Consider the following 16,622-nt stretch of genomic DNA (forward strand, 5'->3'; position numbering starts at 1 on the left):
AGGACCGTCCCGCCCGCTGCTCTCGGGGCTCTACTGCAGCGCAGCTGTGACCGTTCGAGCCGGAGCCGTGACCGGAGCCACTCAGAAAGCCGGTCGTTCCGGATCGAGTTGGGCCAAACCGGACGTCGGTGAAGATGCGTGGGCGAAATGCCTGCGCGGGATCCGCCCCGCCCGATGTGCGAGCCGCCCGGCCTCCACCGCGTGCCGCATGGCCTCGGCCATCAGGACCGGCTCCTGTGCTCTGGTCACCGCCGAGGCCAGCATCACCGCCGAGCAGCCCAGCTCCATCGCCAGCGCGGCGTCCGAAGCGGTGCCCGCTCCTGCGTCCAGGATCACCGGCACGCGCGCGTGCTCCGCGATCAGCTCGAAGTTGTGCGGGTTGCGGATGCCGAGTCCCGAGCCGATGGGGGAGCCGAGCGGCATGATCGCCGCGCACCCGACGTCCTGCAGCTTGCGGGCGACCACCGGATCGTCATTGGTGTACGGCAGGACCGTGAATCCGTCGTCGACCAGGGTCTCGGCGGCGTCGATGGTCTCCACCGGGTCCGGCAGCAGAGTGCGCTCGTCCGCGATCACCTCCAGCTTCACCAGGTCGGTGCCGAGGGCCTCGCGTGCGAGCCGGGCGGTCAGGACCGCCTCGCCGGCCGTGAAGCAGCCTGCGGTGTTGGGCAGTACGCGGATGCCGAGCCGGTCCAGTACGGACAGCACCGAGCCCTTGACGGTGGGATCGAGGCGGCGCATCGCGACCGTGGTGAGCTCGGTGCCGGAGGCGGTGAGCGCGCGCTCCAGGACGTCGAGGCTGGGGGCGCCGCCGGTACCCATGATGAGCCGCGACGAGAACGTCGTGGATCCGATGACCAGGGGATCGTCTGCCATGGCTTTCAGCCTCCCTGTACGGCGGTGAGGACCTCGACCCGGTCTCCGTCGGTGAGTGTCGTGCGATGCCACTCCCCGCGCGGGACGACGGATTCGTTGACCGCGGCGGCGACCCCGGAGGGCGAGGCGCTCAGGGTGGCGACGAGCTCGGCGAGTGTGGTGTCCCGCGCCAGGGAGCGGGTCTCGCCGTTGACCGAGACGGCCGGGCCCGTCCGGACGGTGTCGGGGGAAGGCTTCATACGGTCTGCTCCTCCTGGTCGTGCCGGGCTTGCTGCGCACGCCGCCCGTGCTGCTGGGCGGCGGGCAGGGCGGCCGGTCCCGGGGGTGGGCTCTCGAAGCGGGTGGGCGTGAAGGGGCGTACGGCGTCGGGGAGGGCACCGGTCGTCAGTACGTGGGCCATGGCGTCCCCGGTGACGGGGGTGAGCAGGACGCCGTTGCGGTAGTGGCCGGTCGCCAGGTGCAGTCCCGGCAGTGCGGTCGGGCCGAGCAGCGGGGCGTTGTCGGGCGAGCCGGGGCGCAGTCCCGCCCGGGTCTCGGTGAGCGGCAACTCGCTGAGTCCGGGCACGAGTTCGTGGGCGTCGCGCAGCAGCGCGTAGACGCCGCCCGCGGTGACCGTGGTGTCCCAGCCGAGCTCCTCGCTGGTGGCGCCGACGACCAGCTCGCCGTTCTCCCGCGGCACCAGGTAGACCGAACTGCCGCGCACCACGGCCCGAACGGTGCGGCCGAGGAACGGTGCCCGCCCCGCCGGCATACGCAGGCGCAGCACCTGGCCCTTCACCGGCCGTACCGGCGGCAGGACGTGCGCAGGCACCCCGGCCAGCTCGCCGCTCAGGCTGCCCGCGGCCAGGACCACCTGTCCGGCTGTCAGCGCGGTGCCGTCGTCGAGCACCGCACCGCGCACCCGGCCTCCGGTCACGGTGAGCCGCGCGGCGCGCTGCCGGTGGAACGTCACACCGGCCCGCTCGCAGGCCGTGACGAGGGCGGCGGCGAGCCTGCGCGGGTCGATCTGGTGGTCGCCGTCGACCCGCAGGCCGCCACGCACCCCGGGGGCCAGCATCGGCTCGAGGCGACGGCACTCCCGCCCGGAGAGCCACTGCGAGTCGAGCCCGGAACGCTGTTGCAGGAGGTGCAGTTCCCGCAGTTCGGCGCGGTCGTCCGCGTCCAGGGCGACGGCGAGGGTGCCGCAGACGCGATGTCCGAGGTCCTGGCCGGTGGCCTCGGTCAGTTCCGCGGCGAAGTCCGGATAGCGCTCTGCGGAGGCCAGGTTGAGGGCCAGCAGCGCCTGCTCGCCATGGTGGAGTTCGGTGACGGCGGCGAGCATGCCCGCCGCGACCTGGGCGGCGCCGCCGCCCGGCGCCGGATCGGCGACCGCCGTGCCGAGTCCCTGCTGGGCGGCCCGCCAGGCCGTGGCCAGGCCGATGATTCCGCCCCCGATGACGAGGACGTCGGAAGTGGTACGTGCTGGCATGGGTGTCCCGCTCCTCCCTTCGCCGGCATGACCCGGATCAGGTTCGTACGGTCGGAGGCCGCGTCAGCCTCCCTCTCAGCCCGTGCGTCCGGGCTCCCGCGTGCTGCTGCTACCCGGCCAGCGTAGCCCCCGCGCGCGTGGCCGCTGAAGGGAGGCGTACCTGAGGTACGGGCGGGGCTCGTGAGGCTGATGGGGCTGTGCGTGCGGACTGTCGTCGGCGCACGCTGTCGTCGGGAGGGGTGCTTCGCGAGCGGCCGAGCGGGACCCGGCGCGCGGGAAGGCTGCTTTGCGGGGTGGGGGAGCGGTCAGGGGATGCGCGGGCCGAGGTCGTACGGTGCGGCCGCCCCCGCCCCATGTCCTGACGGATCGTCAGGTGATTACAGTGGCCGGGTGAGTGAGCAGACGCAGCAGGCGCGGCACGTCGTCATCGTCGGAGCGGGCATGGCGGGGGTGCAGTCCGCGGTCGCCCTCAGGGAGGGCGGATTCACCGGGCGGGTGACCCTCATCGGCGCGGAGCCCCATCAGCCGTACGACAGGCCGCCGCTGTCCAAGGCGGTACTGCTCGGGACGGCCGAGGGATCCGCCTTCGACGTCGACTTCGAGCAGCTCGAGGTGGAACTGCGCCTCGGTCTCGCCGTCACCGGCGTACGGCCCGCCGAGCACCGTCTCGACACCGCCGAAGGACCCGTTGCGTACGACGTGCTGGTGATCGCCACCGGCGCCGAGCCGCGGGCGCTGCCGGGGGCCGAGGGGATCGCGGGGGTTCATCTGCTGCGCACCCTGGACGACGCGGAGCGGCTGCGTCCGGTGCTCGCCGCGCAGCACGAGATCGTCGTCGTCGGGGCGGGTTGGATCGGCGCCGAGTTCGCCACCGCGGCCCGTGCGGCCGGTTGCGCTGTCACCGTGGTGGAGGCGGCGGACCGGCCACTGGTCGGGGCGCTGCCCGCCGAGGTCACCGAGGCGATGCCCGCCTGGTACGCGGCCGCGGGCGTCGAACTGCGCCTCCACGCGCGCGTGGAGCGCGTCGAAGCCTCCTCCGTCGTCCTCGACGACGGCACCCGGGTACCCGCGGGCGCGGTCGTCGTCGGCATCGGCGCCGTGCCGGCCACCCGCTGGCTCACCGGCTCGGGCATCGCACTCGGCGAGGACGGTGCGGTCCTCGCCGACGGCCGCCTGCGCACCTCCGCGCCGGACGTCTACGCGGTCGGCGACTGCGCGTCCTTCCCGTCCGCCCGTTACGGCACACGCCTGCTGGTCCACCACTGGGACAACGCCCTCCAGGGCCCGCGCACGGTGGCCGCGGACATCCTCGGCCAGAACCCGCCCGACTACGACCCGGTGCCGTACTTCTGGTCCGAGCAGTTCGGACGCTTCGTGCAGTACGCCGGACATCACGCGGCGGCCGACTCCAGCGTCGGGCGCGGGGACCCGAACGGCCCGGCCTGGTCCATGTGCTGGCTCAAGGACGGAGCCCTGGTCGCATTGCTCGCCGTCGGACGGCCCCGCGACCTCGCCCAGGGGCGCAGGCTGATCGACGCGGGGGCACTCCTGGACCCGCAACTGCTGGCCGATCCGGCGGTGCCGCTGAAGAAGGCCGTCCTGGCGGCGGAGTGACCGGTTGCCCGGATCGGCACTCGACGCGGTCCACGCGCGCGTGGACCGCGCTTTCCGCGCGTGAAACCGCGCCCCGGTCACGCACGTGACGCCCGTGCCGATACCGCCGGAGCCTGCGGGTCCCCGGCAAACGGTCGAGTATCGGGTACCGACTGTCAGCCCCAGATGGCAGGCTTGTCCCCGTGACTGAGATTGACGCAAAGATCGATGCTCTCGTCCCCGCCTGGCTCACCCTCCCCGACATCGCCGAACGGTTCGACGTCGAGGTGACCCGTGTCCGGCAGCTGGTCAAGGACGGCCAGCTGATCGCCGTACGCCGTGGTGAGAACAGGGTGCTTCAGGTACCCGCCGACTTCATCGACGGCGAGAAGATCGTCAAGGGGCTCTCCGGCCTCCTGACGCTCCTGAGGGACGACGGCTTCACCGACGAAGAGATGCTCGAGTGGCTCTTCACTCCCGACGACACCCTGCCCGGCACCCCCGCGCAGGCCCTGGGTGAGAATCGCGGTACGGAGGTGAAGCGCCGCGCACAGGCGCTCGCCGTCTGAGGGCCCGCCGGTCCGGCCGGTGACCGGCCGGACCGGGGCTCCGACCACAGCTGGTCCGCGTGCCACCCCCGACGGGGCGGTACGCGGACCGGGCCAACACGTACCTGGGGGGATCGTTCCTTGTCACGCACGCTGCTCGCAGATGCCCGGCTCTACCTCTGCACCGACGCCCGCAAGGCCAGGGGCGACCTCCCGGACTTCCTCGACGCGGCCCTGACGGGCGGCGTGGACATCGTCCAGCTGCGCGACAAGAGCATCGAGGCGGCCGAGGAGCTGGAACTCCTCGCGGTCTTCGCGGACGCCTGCAAGCGGCACGGCAAGCTCCTCGCGGTCAACGACCGGGCGGACGTCGCGCACGCGGCCGGCGCCGACGTCCTGCACCTCGGACAGGGCGACCTGCCGGTGTCTGCGGCCCGCGCCCTGATCGGCACGGACCCGCTGATCGGCCGCTCCACCCACAGCGAGGCGGAGGCCGCCGCTGCCGCCGTCCAGGACGGCGTGGACTACTTCTGCACGGGACCGTGCTGGCCCACCCCCACCAAGCCCGGCCGTCAGGCCCCCGGCCTCGATCTGGTGCGGTACACGGCGGCGCTCGGTACGGATCGCCCGTGGTTCGCGATCGGCGGGATCGACGCGGGGAATCTGGATCAGGTCATCGAAGCCGGCGCGCGCCGGGCCGTGGTCGTACGGGCGATCACCGAGGCGGACGATCCGGCGGCCGCGGCGGCCGACCTGGCACGGCGGTTGCGCGAGGCCTGAGCGCGGCCCGGGACGGGTGCACCGCGACCAGGCCTGTCCGATGGGTGGACAACAAGCCGTCAATGCGGACATTTGTCCCACGCGTGGTTGGGGTGACTCGACAGCCTGGCTAACCTGCCCGTATGGCCCTTGGCACTGCTTCCACCCGGACGGACCGCGCCCACACCGTGCGCGACCTGCTCACGACCGGCAAGACCTCGTACTCGTTCGAATTCTGGGCGCCGAAAACCGCCAAAGGCGAACGGAATCTGTGGAACGCGCTGCGCCGGGTCGAGGCGGTGCAACCCAGCTTCGTCTCCGTGACCTACGGCGCCGGCGGATCGACCCGCGCGGGCACCGTCAAGGCGACCCAGCAGATCGCCGCCGACACCACACTGACACCGGTCGCCCACCTCACGGCGGTCGACCATTCCATCGCGGAACTGCGCAACATCATCGGCCAGTACGCGGACGCCGGGATCCGGAACATGCTCGCTGTCCGCGGTGACCCGCCCGGTGACCCGATGGGCGAGTGGGTCCCGCACCCGCAGGGCCTGACGTACGCGGCCGAACTGGTGCGCCTGATCAAGGAGTCCGGGGACTTCTGCGTCGGGGTCGCCGCCTTCCCGGAGATGCACCCGCGCTCCGCCGACTGGGACGCCGACGTCCGCCACTTCGTGGACAAGTGCCGGGCAGGCGCGGATTACGCCATCACACAGATGTTCTTCGACGCCGACGCCTACCTGCGGCTGCGCGACCGGCTGTCCGCGGCCGGCTGTGACACCCCGGTCATTCCCGAAGTGATGCCGGTCACGAGTGTCCGCCAGCTCGAGCGCTTCGCCGAACTGAGCAATGCGGCCTTCCCCGAGCACGTGAAAGAGCGGATCCTCACAGCCAAAGACGACGCGGCGGCTGTACGCTCCATTGGCATCGAGTTCGCTACGGAGTTCTGCGCGAAGCTGCTGGACGAGGGAGTCCCCGGACTGCACTTCATCACGCTGAACAACTCCACGGCGACGTTGGAGATCTACGAGAATCTGGGCCTGCACCACCCGACGCAGGCCTGATCGGACGTAGCCCTGCCGGACGAGATGCGGCAGGGCTCGGAGGGGGGCGTACATGGGCTGGACGGTCCTCTACATCGCATTCGGCGTGGTCGCACTGTGGCTGCTCGGAGAAGTGCTGCTGCAGTACAAGGCACGCCTGCGGTGGCGTCTGCTCGCCTTCGTCGGCTTCATCGGAGTCGTCCTCGGCGTGCTCATGCCGTCGATCTATGTGATCGGCGCCGGAGCCATCACCTTCGCGATCGGCCAGACCTTCGTCACGCTCTCGTTCCGCCGCGGGTTCTCGACCGGCTGGGCACTGGGCGGCAGTCCCGGCGAGAGCCGCCGCCGCAAGACCGAACCACGGGCCGTGCAGCAGGAGCCGACCCTGGAGGTCTCCGACCTCGAGTACACCGACGCCTACCAGTACACCGGCACACCGCCCGACGGCACGCCTGCGTACGGCACCCCGCCGGAAGGCACGCCGGATTACGCCACGGCCGACTACGGCACTCCGCAGTACGTCACGCCGGACTACGGCACGGCCGACTACGGCACCCCGGACTACGGCACCCCGCCGCAGGGAACCCCCGCGCACGGAACACCCGCCCCGCTGTACGCGGCGGAGCCCCTGCCCGACGACACCGGGCAGTACGGCGTCTACAGCGACTCGGTCTTCCCGCCGCCGCCCGCCGCCGCCCCGGCCGCGGCCACCGCCGGATACGGCTACGACGAGCTGTCGGGCTACGACCAGCAGAGCTATGGCTACGAGCCCACCGGCCAGCAGCAGTACGCCGCCTACTCCGACCCGTACATCGGGACGCAGGCCTACGGCGGCGCGCCCCTGGTCGACGGCGGCTACGACACCTACGGCGGTCAGCAGGGCTACCAGGACCCGTACGCCCCGGCCTACCCCGGCGAGACACCGCCCGGCGGCGTCTGGGTGCCGCAGCAGCGCTCCGGCGACGAGGCCGCCTTCGGCGGCGAACTCCCGCCCGAGCAGCCGTACCCGTACCAGAACGGCTACGACACCGGTTACAACCAGCAGCAGCCGTACAGCTACTAGCCCCCGGAACGCCTGCCCCACCGGCTCACTGCGAGCCGCGGAACTCCGGCCCCTCGACGATGAGTCCGGCCACCAACGCACCCGACATGCCCGCGTGCGGCAGCCCGCCGCCCGGATGCGCCCAGCCACCGACCAGATGCAGGCCCGGCATCCGCGTGCTGTTCGCGGGGTGCAGGAAGCGTCCGTCCGCGGCCGGGAGCGCAGGAGCAGGGACCGCACCGTGCGGAGCGCCGGTTGCCTTCTCGACATCCGCCGGTGTGTGCACCTCGTGCCACAGGAGCCGCTCGCGCAGATCCGGAACGACGGCCTCGGCTGCCGTGATCAGCTGCTCGACGGTCATGACCTCCTCGGCGGACTGCCCCGGAACGGTCGCGGTCACGACCACGGACTCGTGGTCGTCGTCCGGCCTCAGCGCCGGGTCGTCGGGGCGCAGCACTGTCACCGTCGGACGCACGGCCGCCGAACCGCCGCGCCCGGCCAGCCGGTCCAGCTCGGCGCGCCGGTCCGGTGCGTGCACCACCGTGCGATGCACGGCGTCCTCGCCGGGAGCGCCGCGCAGTGCCAGGAACGCCGAGCAACGGCTCGGCGGGGTCCTCGAGGAGTCCGGGCGTACGTCCTCCGCGTGCTGCAGCGGGCGATCCGTCAGCGTGCCGAGGCGGGCCGGGTCGACGCCGGCGACCACCTGGTCCGCGTCCACGACCGTGCCGTCGGCCAGCTCGATGCCGCTCGCGCGGCCCTCCTTCTCGACCACGGCAACGGCCTCCGCGCCGAAGTGGAACTCCACCCGTCGGGCCAGGCACCGCTCGTAGAGCGCGCGAGCCAGCTCACGCAGCCCGCCCTTGACGTACCAGATACCGAACGCCTGCTCCAGGTAGGGCAGTACGGCCGCGGCTGCCGGAGTGCTGCGCGGGTCGAGGCCATGGGCCAGCAGCGGGCTCTCCACCAGGGCGATCAGCCGCGGGTCGGACAGTTCGCGGCGGGCGGACTCGGCGAACGTGGGCGGCCGGCGCCTCAGCAGGCCGCTGCCGCGCGGCGCCGGATAGGGGTCACGCTCCGCGAGTACGCGCCAGTTGGGCCACAGCGGCTCCTCCAGGAGCGGCCTGCGGGTACGGTCCCAGGCGTCCCGCGCGCGGTTCAGGTACGCGTCCCAGCGCTCGCCCGCCGCATCGCCGAGAGCCGAGCCGAGTGCCTCGACGACGCCGGCCCGGGAGGCGTTCGGCAGGTCGGCCGAGCTGCCGTCGGCGAACAGGTGCCGGGCGGACGGGTCGATCTCGACGAGCTCGACGCACTCCTCCAGCGGCTGCTTGCCCGTCTTCAGGAACAGGTCACGGTAGACCGCGGGCAGCGGCAGCAGACCCGGCCCTGTGTCGAACCTGAAGCCGTCCCGCTCGAAGACGCCGAGCGCACCGCCGTAAGTCTCCGCGCGCTCGTACACCGCCACCCGGTGGCCCGCGACGGCCAGCCGGGCAGCGGCCGCCATCGCGCCCATGCCGGCGCCGATCACCGCAATCCGTGCCATGCCAGGGACTTTATCGGCCGCCACCGACAGCCGATGACTCAGTCCGGTGGCCGCAGTCGCCCGGCCAGCCGTTTCTCCTCGCGGCGCTGCGCCCGGCGGCGAAGGAACCGGCGGATCCGGTGTGCGAGGAAGATCAGTAGAGCCACTCCGAGCAGCAGCAGAACGCCCGCGATCACAGCCGCCGCCACCGGGTTGAAGATCGCGAACGTGATCAGACCGGCGACGCCGAGGTCCTCCGCGATGCTCATCAGGACGTTGCTGACCGGCTCCGGCGAGGAGTTGATCGCCATCCGTGTCCCAGCCTTCACCAGATGGCTCACCAAGGCGGTGGAGCCACCGACAGCGCCTGCGGTGATGTCGCTGAGCGAGCCGCTCTGACCGGCCAGCAGGGCGCCGACGACCGTACCGGACACCGGCCGGATCACGGTGTGCACGGAGTCCCAGAGGGAGTCCACCAGCGGGATCTTGTCCGCGACGGCCTCGCACAGGAACAGCACCCCGGCCACCACCAGGACGTCGGTGCGCTGCAGAGACTCGGGCACTTCGTCGGTCAGACCCGTCGCGCCGAACACACCGAGCAGCAGGACGACGGCATAGGCGTTGATCCCGCTCGCCCAGCCACTGGTGAAAACCAAGGGGAGTACGGACACGGAGGTGATCGTAACCAGTGCGGTCGGGCTGCGGCTGAGGTGAACCACACAGGCTTGAGTATCCGTACTCAGGGGCCCAGTTGAGTAGCCGAGCGGATGGGCTCCGACCTGCGCGGACGGAAGAGTGAGGGGCACGGAAAGGGGCGCTGCGCCGGAACCGCCGACACGGGGCGGCGGAACGGCGCGGCACCCCGGCCGGAACGGGGTGTTCCCGCTGACCACGGGGGCGGCCCGGAACCCACGGGACTCGCCAGGACGGCGTCCGGGGGTCCGGAGATCCGGCCCCGAGGGAGCACCACGGGGGATCGGGGGACAGCACGGGGGATGCGCTGGTCCGGTGCGGCTCGACAGTGATCGAGCCGCACCGGACCAGCTCCCGTTCTCGTGCCCCACGCGCGCGTGGACGTTCACGCACGGGATGCGATCGCCCTCTACGCGCGCGTAGAGGGCGACTACCGGAGGCGGTTACGGGCGGGTGCCGGCCACCCGTCCCTGGATCAGCCGGGACAGTGCCGCGTGGACATCGTCGATGGTCCGCTCGGGCTGGAACGCCTGCCAGTCCAGCGCGGCCACGAGCACCATGCCGACGAGAGCGGCCGCGGTCAGCGGGATGTCCAGCTCCGAGCTGAGCTCGTCCGCCGCCACGCCCTCGCGCAGCACTTCCTCGACGACTGCCACCGCCTGCTGCCTGACGACCAGGAGTGTCGACTGCCAGGCGCGGTTCGTGCGCCACAGTTCGGCCACGTACAGCTGCGTGAAGGCCGGATAGGTGTCGATGAACCCGAGCCCTGCGCGGATCATGGCGTCCAGGGCGTCGACCTTGCTGCCGCCGCGCTCGGCCGTTTCGTCCGCGGCGCGCTGCAGCGACTCGGTCAACAGGCCGACGCCGTACCGCAGCAGCTCCTCGAAGAGCTCCGCCTTGCTGGCGAAGTTGTAGTAGACCGTGCCCTTGGCGACCCCGGCGCGCTCGGCGATCTCGTCCACCGTCGTCGCGGAGAAGCCCTGTTCCGCGATGAGGGTCACCGCCGCCTCGTAGAGCTTCGCCCGGGTGGCCTGCCGCCGTGTGCCGCTGCTGTCCATGGGCTTGATTCTCACAGGTCGCCCGGACGCCACCGTGCTCACAGCGAAAGCTCCGGGTGCAGCCGGTCCAGGGTCCACACCTGCTTGCGCCGGGCCGACCAGGCCGTCAGTGCGAGGGCGGCGAGCGTGAACGCCAGGAGGACCGCGGTCGCCTGCCACACCGGCCCGAGCCCGCCGCCGGTGATCAGCCGGCGCAGCGCCTCGACCACGTACGTCATCGGCAGGAACGGATGCAGCGCGGAGAAGAAGCCGGGGCTCGTCTGTACCGGGTAGGTGCCGCCCGCCGACGTCAGCTGCAGCATCAGAGCGGCGAGGACGAGGATCCTTCCGGCCGCCCCGAACCGCGCGTTCAACCACTGCACGATCGCTGCGAAGCAGCCGGTGACGAGCAGCAGGAAGCCCACCGTGCCCGCCGCCCGAGCCATCTCGAGGCCGAGTGCCCAGTGCAGTACGGCCATCAGCGCGCAGGTCTGCAGGACGCCGAGGGCCGCCACCGGCAGCCAGCCGGCCACGGTGATCCGCCAGGCCGAGGCACCGGTCGCCAGCGCACGCCGGTTGAGGGGCTGGATGATCATGTAGGCGACCATGGCGCCCACCCACAGCGACAGCGGGATGAAGTACGGCGCGAAACCGGTGCCGTAATTGGGCGCCGCATGCAGGGACTTCGAGGCCAACTGCACCGGATCGGCCATCGCTTCGGTACGAGCGTCCCGGTCCTTCTCGTCGTAGTCCGGTATCTGCTCGACGCCGTCGTGCAGCCCGCCCGCGAGTTCGCCCGAACCGTCCACTAGGCGGAACATCCCGCCGTCCAGATCCTTCGCCCCCGACTTCAGCCGGCCGACGCCGCTGTCGAGGTCCTTGGAGCCGCTCTTGGCGTCTCCCAGGCCGGTGTGGAGGCGCTCGGCGCCCTTGGCCACGTCCTTCGCACCGCGGTTCAGCTTGTTGATCTTGGAAACGGCGTCGTCGAGGTCCCCGGTGAGATCCGGGGCGTGGTCCGCGAGGGCGTCCGCCTGCTTCTGCAGCTTCTTCAGGTGGCCGTCGAGCGTGCTGATGTCGCCGCCGTAGCCCTGCACCACTTCGTTCACGTCGTCGGCGACCGTGGAGACCTCCGCGGCCGCCTCCTTGGCCTTCTTGAGCTGCGGGCAGCCGGCATCGGGCACGGGGGTGCCGACGCACCGGTCCCGGTGGATGCCGTCCAGTGCCTCGGAGGCCTCGCGCGCCTTCTCGGCCGCGTCGGGGGAGCGTTCCACCAGCGTGTTCAGGTGGCCGCGGACGACGCCTGCGGAGTCGGAGACCAGGCGGGCGCTGTCCGCGATCGTGCCGCTGTTCTTCTCGAGGAAGGGCCGTACCTGGTCCGCCACGCCGTTGACCCGGTCGGCGAGAGTCTGGGTGCCGTCCGCGACCTGACCCGATCCCGACTCCAGACGGCCCGCTCCCTTGTTCAACTCCTTGAGCCCACCTGCGAGTTCGCCGCTGCCCTGTTTGGCGTCCTTGAGGCCGTCGGCGAGCTTCTTCGAGCCGCGCTTGGCCTCCCCGGCGCCGTCCTTGAGCTTGTCGGCACCCTCGGCCGCTTCCTTGGTCTTGCCGTGGATGTCCGAGAACGAGATGAAGATCTTGTCGAGGAACGACCGCGCCGATTTGCTCGACGCCGCGGACCGCACCTCCGAGAACACCGTCCGGGAGATCTGCCCCACGATGTAGTTGTTGGCGTCGTTGGTACTCACCTGCAGCGCGCCCGTCTGCGGGCTCTGCGACGAACTCGACGCGATACGGCGGCTGAAGTCCTCGGGCATCGTGAGCGACAGGTAGTACGAGCCGTCCTCGACCCCCTTGCGGGCTTCCGCGGCGCCCACTTCATGCCACTGGAAGGTGTCGCTGTCCCGCAGCGCATCGGCGATCCCGTCACCCGCCTTGACCTGCTCGCCACCGGCCCGCGCCCCCTGGTCCTCGTTGACGAGCGCGACCGGTATCCGGTCGAGGCGGCCGTACGGGTCCCAGAACGACCACAGGTACAGCGCCCCGTAGAGCAGTGGCAGCAGCATGATCGCGACGAGGGCCGCCCGGGGGAGGCGGCCCCTGCCGAACCGCTTCAGCTCAAGCGCGGCCAGTTTCGGCGAACGCATCTGCCGCCCCCTCTTCGGTCTCGGTGTTCTCGGTGTTCTCGGTCTTCTTCGAGGTCTCCGGCGATCCCGGGATCGCCGAGGGCGTCGACGCGGCCGTACGCGCGGAGTCGCGCGTGGCCGACGGGGGAGCGGTGTCCACGCGGACCGCGCCCGCCGGGGACTCGCTGCACACGGCGAGCACCGTGGTGCCGTCGGCGGCGATCGACCCGAGGAGCTCCCAGGCGGCCTCCCGCTCGGCGTCCGACAGCTTGAGGTCCAGGTCGTCGACGCCGACCAGACGCGGCTCGCCGATGAGGGCCAGCGCGAGGGACAGCCGCAACACCTCGAGGCGTTCCAGATCCCGCACGGGCGTCCGCGGGCCCTTGGGCAGGGTGTCCAGGTCCAGGCCGACGGCCGCGAGGGCGGCTTCCTGGCGGTCCCGGACCGCGGTGGACCGACGCGAGCGAGCGGTGAACAGTTCGGCGGTGAACAGCTCACGGACGGATCCGCCGAACCGGCGCTGCAGCAGGGCCCGTTCACGTAGCTGTTCGTGGACCGTCAGAGCCGGTTCGAGATCCGTGACCCCGGGGACCGGGCCGAGTGCGGTGAACCTGCGTACGGCCGCCATCCGGCGAGGCAGCGCCATCCGCCCGACCGCGGCCGTGCCCTCGGTCGGCCGCATCCGGCCGGTGAGCGCCAGCAGCAGGCTGGTGCGCCCCGAGCCGGACGGCCCCTGCAGTGCGATCACCGAGCCCGGTTCCGCGTCGATCGAGATCCCCCGGAACGCCCATCCGCGCGGGCCCTCGAGCCCGAAACCGTCGGCCTTCACACCAGCCCCTGTCGCGGGCTCCTCCGTCGCGCGTGCCCCTGCGGGGGAGGGCTCCGTGACGGAAGTGGCTGCGGGCGCTGCCGGCGCGGCGGAGACGGCTCCCGCCCCGCTGTCGGACGTCTCGTCTTCGCTCTCGGACGCTGCCACGCAATCCCTCCCCTTTTGAACTGACCGGTCAGTTCAAAAGAGTAGTGGTACGCCCCCGTCGACCCGCGACCGCCCCCTCGTCCCCGCCCCACGCATCTCCAGTCGAACCCTTGAGCGGGCGAAAAGTGCAGGTCAGGGCCAATTGTCAGTGGCGTACTTCACGATGAGGACATACGGCCACGATGCCGTCACACGACGACAGGAGGTTCGTCATGGCCAGTTCGTCCGCAGCCGCCGCCCACCGGCGCCGCGCCCCCGGCCCTGCCCCCTCACTGAACGGTCCGGCACACGACGTCCACCCCGTACTGCGGCGCTCCTCGGCGCCACCCGCCGCCCTCGACCTGCTCGCGCAGGCGCGCACCGGTCTCGACGAGGCAACCGCCTTCGAGACGTCCAACGAGCGCTACGCGGCCGCCCATCTCGCCGCCCTGCGTACGGCCGCGGCAGTGCTCGCCGCACGCGGCCGCCCGGAACCGGCCTCGCGGCGCCGGGCGCGCATCCGCAGCGCCTGGGAAGTGCTCCCGGAGATAGCGCCCGAACTGACCGAGTGGAGCGCCCTTTTCGCCTCCGGTGCCCGCCGCAGGGCGCGCGCCGAGGCCGGAATCCGCGGCGCCGCCAGCACCCGGGACGCCGACGACCTGCTGCGTGACGTCGCCATGTTCCTGCGCCTCGTCGAGCGGATGCTCGTCCTGCAGCCGGCGCTGCCGCAGCCGCGCTCGCCCGAGCGGCCGGACGCGGGATGAGGCCGGGTCGCGCCGGCGCCCCCACCTGGCCGGGCACGTGCCGGAAAGGGCACCTGACGGATGGCGGAGCCGCCCCGGGAAGGCAATAGGGTGGTGGGGGCCTGCAGCCTTCCCGCCCGTTGGGTGGAGCGGGAGGCCTCCCTATCGCTCCGCCGGACAAGAGGCGGTGCCCCGCCGAGGAGTCAACTGCCGTGTCGGACCCGATGCGCCCCCGCGCTTCTCTCCGTACCGCCGTCGTCTGGGACGTTCTCGAGGACGCTCTCGAGCGTCAGGTCAAGGCCGTCGGCCGGGAGTCGCTCGACGTACTCGACACCGGGGGCGGCAGCGGCAACTTCGCGGTGCCCGTGGCCCGTCTCGGGCACCACGTCACCGTCGTGGACCCGAGCCCCAACGCCCTCTTCGCTCTGGAACGGCGGGCCGCCGAGGCCGGCGTCGCCGAGCGGGTGCGCGGTGTCCAGGGCGACGCCCACGGCCTGTTCGACGTGGTCGGCCGCGGCGAGTACGACGCGGTCCTGTGCCACGGAGTCCTGGAGTACGTCGACGATCCGGCCGAGGGCCTGCGCAATCTCGTCGGCGCCCTCCGCGACACCGGCACGCTCAGTCTGCTCGCCGCAGGACTAGGCGGTGCCGTCGTCGCCCGTGCGCTCGCGGGGCACTTCGCCGAGGCCCGGCACGCGCTCACCGACCAGGCCGGCCGCTGGGGCGAGGGCGACCCGGTGCCGCGGCGCTTCGGGGTCGAGCAGCTCACCGGGTACGTCGAGGACTGCGGCATGCGCATCGGAGCCGTACACGGGGTCCGGGTCTTCGCCGACCTGGTGCCGGGCGTCCTGGTGGACACCGAGCCCGGCGCCCTCGACGCCCTCCTGCAGCTGGAAGCGGCGGTGGCCGAACTGCCCGCCTTTCACGCGGTGGCGACCCAGTTGCATGTGCTCGGCGAGAAGTTCGCCGAGCAGTCCGGCTGAGGTCCGCGACCGCTCACTCCCCAGAATCGGTCCTGATCAGCAACGCAGCGGCAGATGGAGTAGGCCACAGGCGCCCCGATCCGGGCGCGGGCATCGTATGATCGAGGGAGACCGTCCGGCATGACGGAACGGCTACCGGGGAATCAACGCCTCGGTGCGCCGGGCCACCATGGCGGTCCGGAATGGCGAATTGGCGTAGAGGGGCGGGTTTCACGGGGGCGATTCCCTGCCTATCCTGGAGGGGACCCCCCGGTCGCCCCGGCGACTGCACGATGAGGAGGACTCCGTGCCGCTCTCGGAGCAAGAGCAGCGAATGCTCGAGCAAATGGAGCGAGCGCTGTACGCCGAAGATCCCAAGTTCGCGACAGCGCTTGAGGGAAGCAAGCTGCGCACGTACACCCGCAAGCGGGTCTACCAAGCGATCGCGGGCTTCCTGGTGGGTATCGCGCTCCTCATGGCCGGAATGGTCGCACAGCAGATCTGGATCAGCGTGGTGGGCTTCCTCGTCATGCTGGGCTGCGCCGTGCTTGCCGTGACCGGATGGCGCAAAGCCCCCAAACCTGGTGAGCAGCCCGCCGCGGGTGCCGCACCGGGAGCTCCGCAAGGTGGTGGACAAGGCGGCCGCCGCCAGGGCAAGCAACGCCGGTCGATGATGAACCGGATCGAGCAGCGCTGGCAGCGTCGTCGGGACGAGGACGGCCGCTGAGGCCCCCGCGGACGTGCCGTAGCCCCACGGCTGTGGTTCTTCGTGTGCGGCTCGGCCGTCACGCGTGGCTGCGGAGCCGTTGAGGTTTACGGAGTGCGCAGCGGACGAAGCGAGTGTGAGTGAGGGGTACGCGCAGACAGGCGCGTACCCCTCAGACATGTCCGCATGAGCCTCACTCGCGTCCGGAGGCAGCGGCCCCGGACCGGATCCGGGAGCCTCCCTGCCGAGCCGAGGCAGACACCGGCACGGCACGCGAGGCCATGAACGAGCACCTGCGGAACCCGCTCGGCCCAACCCGCCCGGACTGAATCAAACGGCCCGCACCGCCGCCAAGGATGCCGAGGACGCCGGACTCACCCACAACATCGAGGTGTGCAACCTGCCGGGAGCCGGCGGCACCGTCGGCCGCGGCCGGCTCGTCGGCGAACACGGCAACGGCAAGCGCGCGATGTCGACGGGCCTCGGCGTGGTCGGCGCCGCCCGCTCGAACCAGCGGCAAGAGCAAGGACAACCCCGCTCGCCCTCCGATGA

Annotated in this window: 16 protein-coding genes, 1 pseudogene and 1 riboswitch; of the genes and pseudogenes, 9 read left to right on the forward strand and 8 right to left on the reverse strand. The window is 71.8% G+C overall.

The features are described 5' to 3' along the window. Positions 1-81: 81 nt before the first annotated feature. The 3 genes from DSC45_RS10225 to thiO form a co-directional block, all read right to left on the reverse strand. Entirely contained in the window at positions 82-876 is a 795-nt protein-coding gene (locus DSC45_RS10225) for a thiazole synthase (RefSeq protein ID WP_119289341.1), read from the reverse strand. Between the two features lie 5 nt (positions 877-881). Then, on the reverse strand, positions 882-1,115 hold the full coding sequence (gene thiS, locus DSC45_RS10230; RefSeq protein ID WP_119289342.1) for a sulfur carrier protein ThiS: 234 nt from the start codon (positions 1,113-1,115) through the stop codon (positions 882-884). Further along, a complete protein-coding gene (gene thiO, locus DSC45_RS10235) occupies positions 1,112-2,344 on the reverse strand; it encodes a glycine oxidase ThiO (protein ID WP_119289344.1) in 1,233 nt (410 codons plus the stop codon). Before thiO ends, thiS begins: the two co-directional genes overlap by 4 nt. Continuing rightward, positions 2,341-2,454: riboswitch (TPP riboswitch) on the reverse strand. Its footprint overlaps the gene before it by 4 nt. A gap of 280 nt (positions 2,455-2,734) precedes the next feature. On the opposite strand from thiO, the gene DSC45_RS10240 reads away from it, so the two are divergent. The 5 genes from DSC45_RS10240 (at position 2,735) to DSC45_RS10260 (ending at position 7,353) form a co-directional block, all read left to right on the forward strand. Then, positions 2,735-3,958, forward strand: coding sequence for an NAD(P)/FAD-dependent oxidoreductase (locus DSC45_RS10240; RefSeq protein WP_240434569.1), 1,224 nt, complete (start codon positions 2,735-2,737; stop codon positions 3,956-3,958). A 182-nt stretch (positions 3,959-4,140) separates the two neighbouring features. After that, positions 4,141-4,506 carry an Rv2175c family DNA-binding protein gene (locus tag DSC45_RS10245; RefSeq protein ID WP_119289348.1) on the forward strand — a complete coding sequence of 122 codons (366 nt, stop codon included), beginning with the start codon at positions 4,141-4,143 and terminating at the stop codon, positions 4,504-4,506. A 120-nt stretch (positions 4,507-4,626) separates the two neighbouring features. Beyond that, on the forward strand, positions 4,627-5,265 hold the full coding sequence (thiE, locus tag DSC45_RS10250; RefSeq protein WP_119289350.1) for a thiamine phosphate synthase: 639 nt from the start codon (positions 4,627-4,629) through the stop codon (positions 5,263-5,265). 122 nt (positions 5,266-5,387) lie between these two features. Continuing rightward, positions 5,388-6,311 (forward strand): methylenetetrahydrofolate reductase [NAD(P)H], encoded by a 924-nt coding sequence (gene metF / locus DSC45_RS10255; protein ID WP_119289351.1) that lies wholly within the window; start codon positions 5,388-5,390, stop codon positions 6,309-6,311. A 52-nt stretch (positions 6,312-6,363) separates the two neighbouring features. Next, positions 6,364-7,353 carry an SCO2102 family sporulation regulator gene (locus tag DSC45_RS10260; RefSeq protein ID WP_119289353.1) on the forward strand — a complete coding sequence of 330 codons (990 nt, stop codon included), beginning with the start codon at positions 6,364-6,366 and terminating at the stop codon, positions 7,351-7,353. A 25-nt stretch (positions 7,354-7,378) separates the two neighbouring features. Here the strand turns inward: DSC45_RS10260 and DSC45_RS10265 are convergent, their stop codons facing one another. From DSC45_RS10265 to DSC45_RS10285, 5 genes are all read right to left on the reverse strand, one after another. Further along, a complete protein-coding gene (locus tag DSC45_RS10265) occupies positions 7,379-8,872 on the reverse strand; it encodes a phytoene desaturase family protein (protein ID WP_205571299.1) in 1,494 nt (497 codons plus the stop codon). Positions 8,873-8,910: 38 nt separating this feature from the next. After that, positions 8,911-9,522, reverse strand: coding sequence for a DUF4126 domain-containing protein (locus DSC45_RS10270; RefSeq protein WP_119289917.1), 612 nt, complete (start codon positions 9,520-9,522; stop codon positions 8,911-8,913). Positions 9,523-9,987: 465 nt separating this feature from the next. Further along, positions 9,988-10,602 (reverse strand): TetR/AcrR family transcriptional regulator, encoded by a 615-nt coding sequence (locus DSC45_RS10275; protein ID WP_119289357.1) that lies wholly within the window; start codon positions 10,600-10,602, stop codon positions 9,988-9,990. Positions 10,603-10,640: 38 nt separating this feature from the next. Then, complete coding sequence (locus DSC45_RS10280; protein WP_119289359.1) at positions 10,641-12,725, reverse strand: YhgE/Pip domain-containing protein; 2,085 nt, start codon at positions 12,723-12,725, stop codon at positions 10,641-10,643. Continuing rightward, complete coding sequence (locus DSC45_RS10285; RefSeq protein WP_119289360.1) at positions 12,697-13,533, reverse strand: ATP-binding cassette domain-containing protein; 837 nt, start codon at positions 13,531-13,533, stop codon at positions 12,697-12,699. The genes DSC45_RS10280 and DSC45_RS10285 overlap by 29 nt, the downstream gene beginning before the upstream one ends. A gap of 359 nt (positions 13,534-13,892) precedes the next feature. On the opposite strand from DSC45_RS10285, the gene DSC45_RS10290 reads away from it, so the two are divergent. The 4 genes and pseudogenes from DSC45_RS10290 to DSC45_RS10305 form a co-directional block, all read left to right on the forward strand. After that, positions 13,893-14,423 carry an SAV_6107 family HEPN domain-containing protein gene (locus DSC45_RS10290; protein WP_119289362.1) on the forward strand — a complete coding sequence of 177 codons (531 nt, stop codon included), beginning with the start codon at positions 13,893-13,895 and terminating at the stop codon, positions 14,421-14,423. Positions 14,424-14,614: 191 nt separating this feature from the next. Continuing rightward, the gene (locus DSC45_RS10295; RefSeq protein WP_119289364.1) at positions 14,615-15,385 is read left to right on the forward strand and encodes a methyltransferase; all 771 of its coding nucleotides are present in this window, start codon (positions 14,615-14,617) and stop codon (positions 15,383-15,385) included. A gap of 286 nt (positions 15,386-15,671) precedes the next feature. Then, on the forward strand, positions 15,672-16,091 hold the full coding sequence (locus tag DSC45_RS10300) for a DUF3040 domain-containing protein (protein WP_119289366.1): 420 nt from the start codon (positions 15,672-15,674) through the stop codon (positions 16,089-16,091). Between the two features lie 289 nt (positions 16,092-16,380). After that, positions 16,381-16,581: pseudogene (locus DSC45_RS10305) on the forward strand (tripartite tricarboxylate transporter substrate binding protein); the annotation flags it as partial. Between the last annotated feature and the right edge of the window lie 41 nt (positions 16,582-16,622).

Source organism: Streptomyces sp. YIM 130001, assembly GCF_003574445.1.
In the GTDB taxonomy this organism is placed as follows: domain Bacteria; phylum Actinomycetota; class Actinomycetes; order Streptomycetales; family Streptomycetaceae; genus Streptomyces.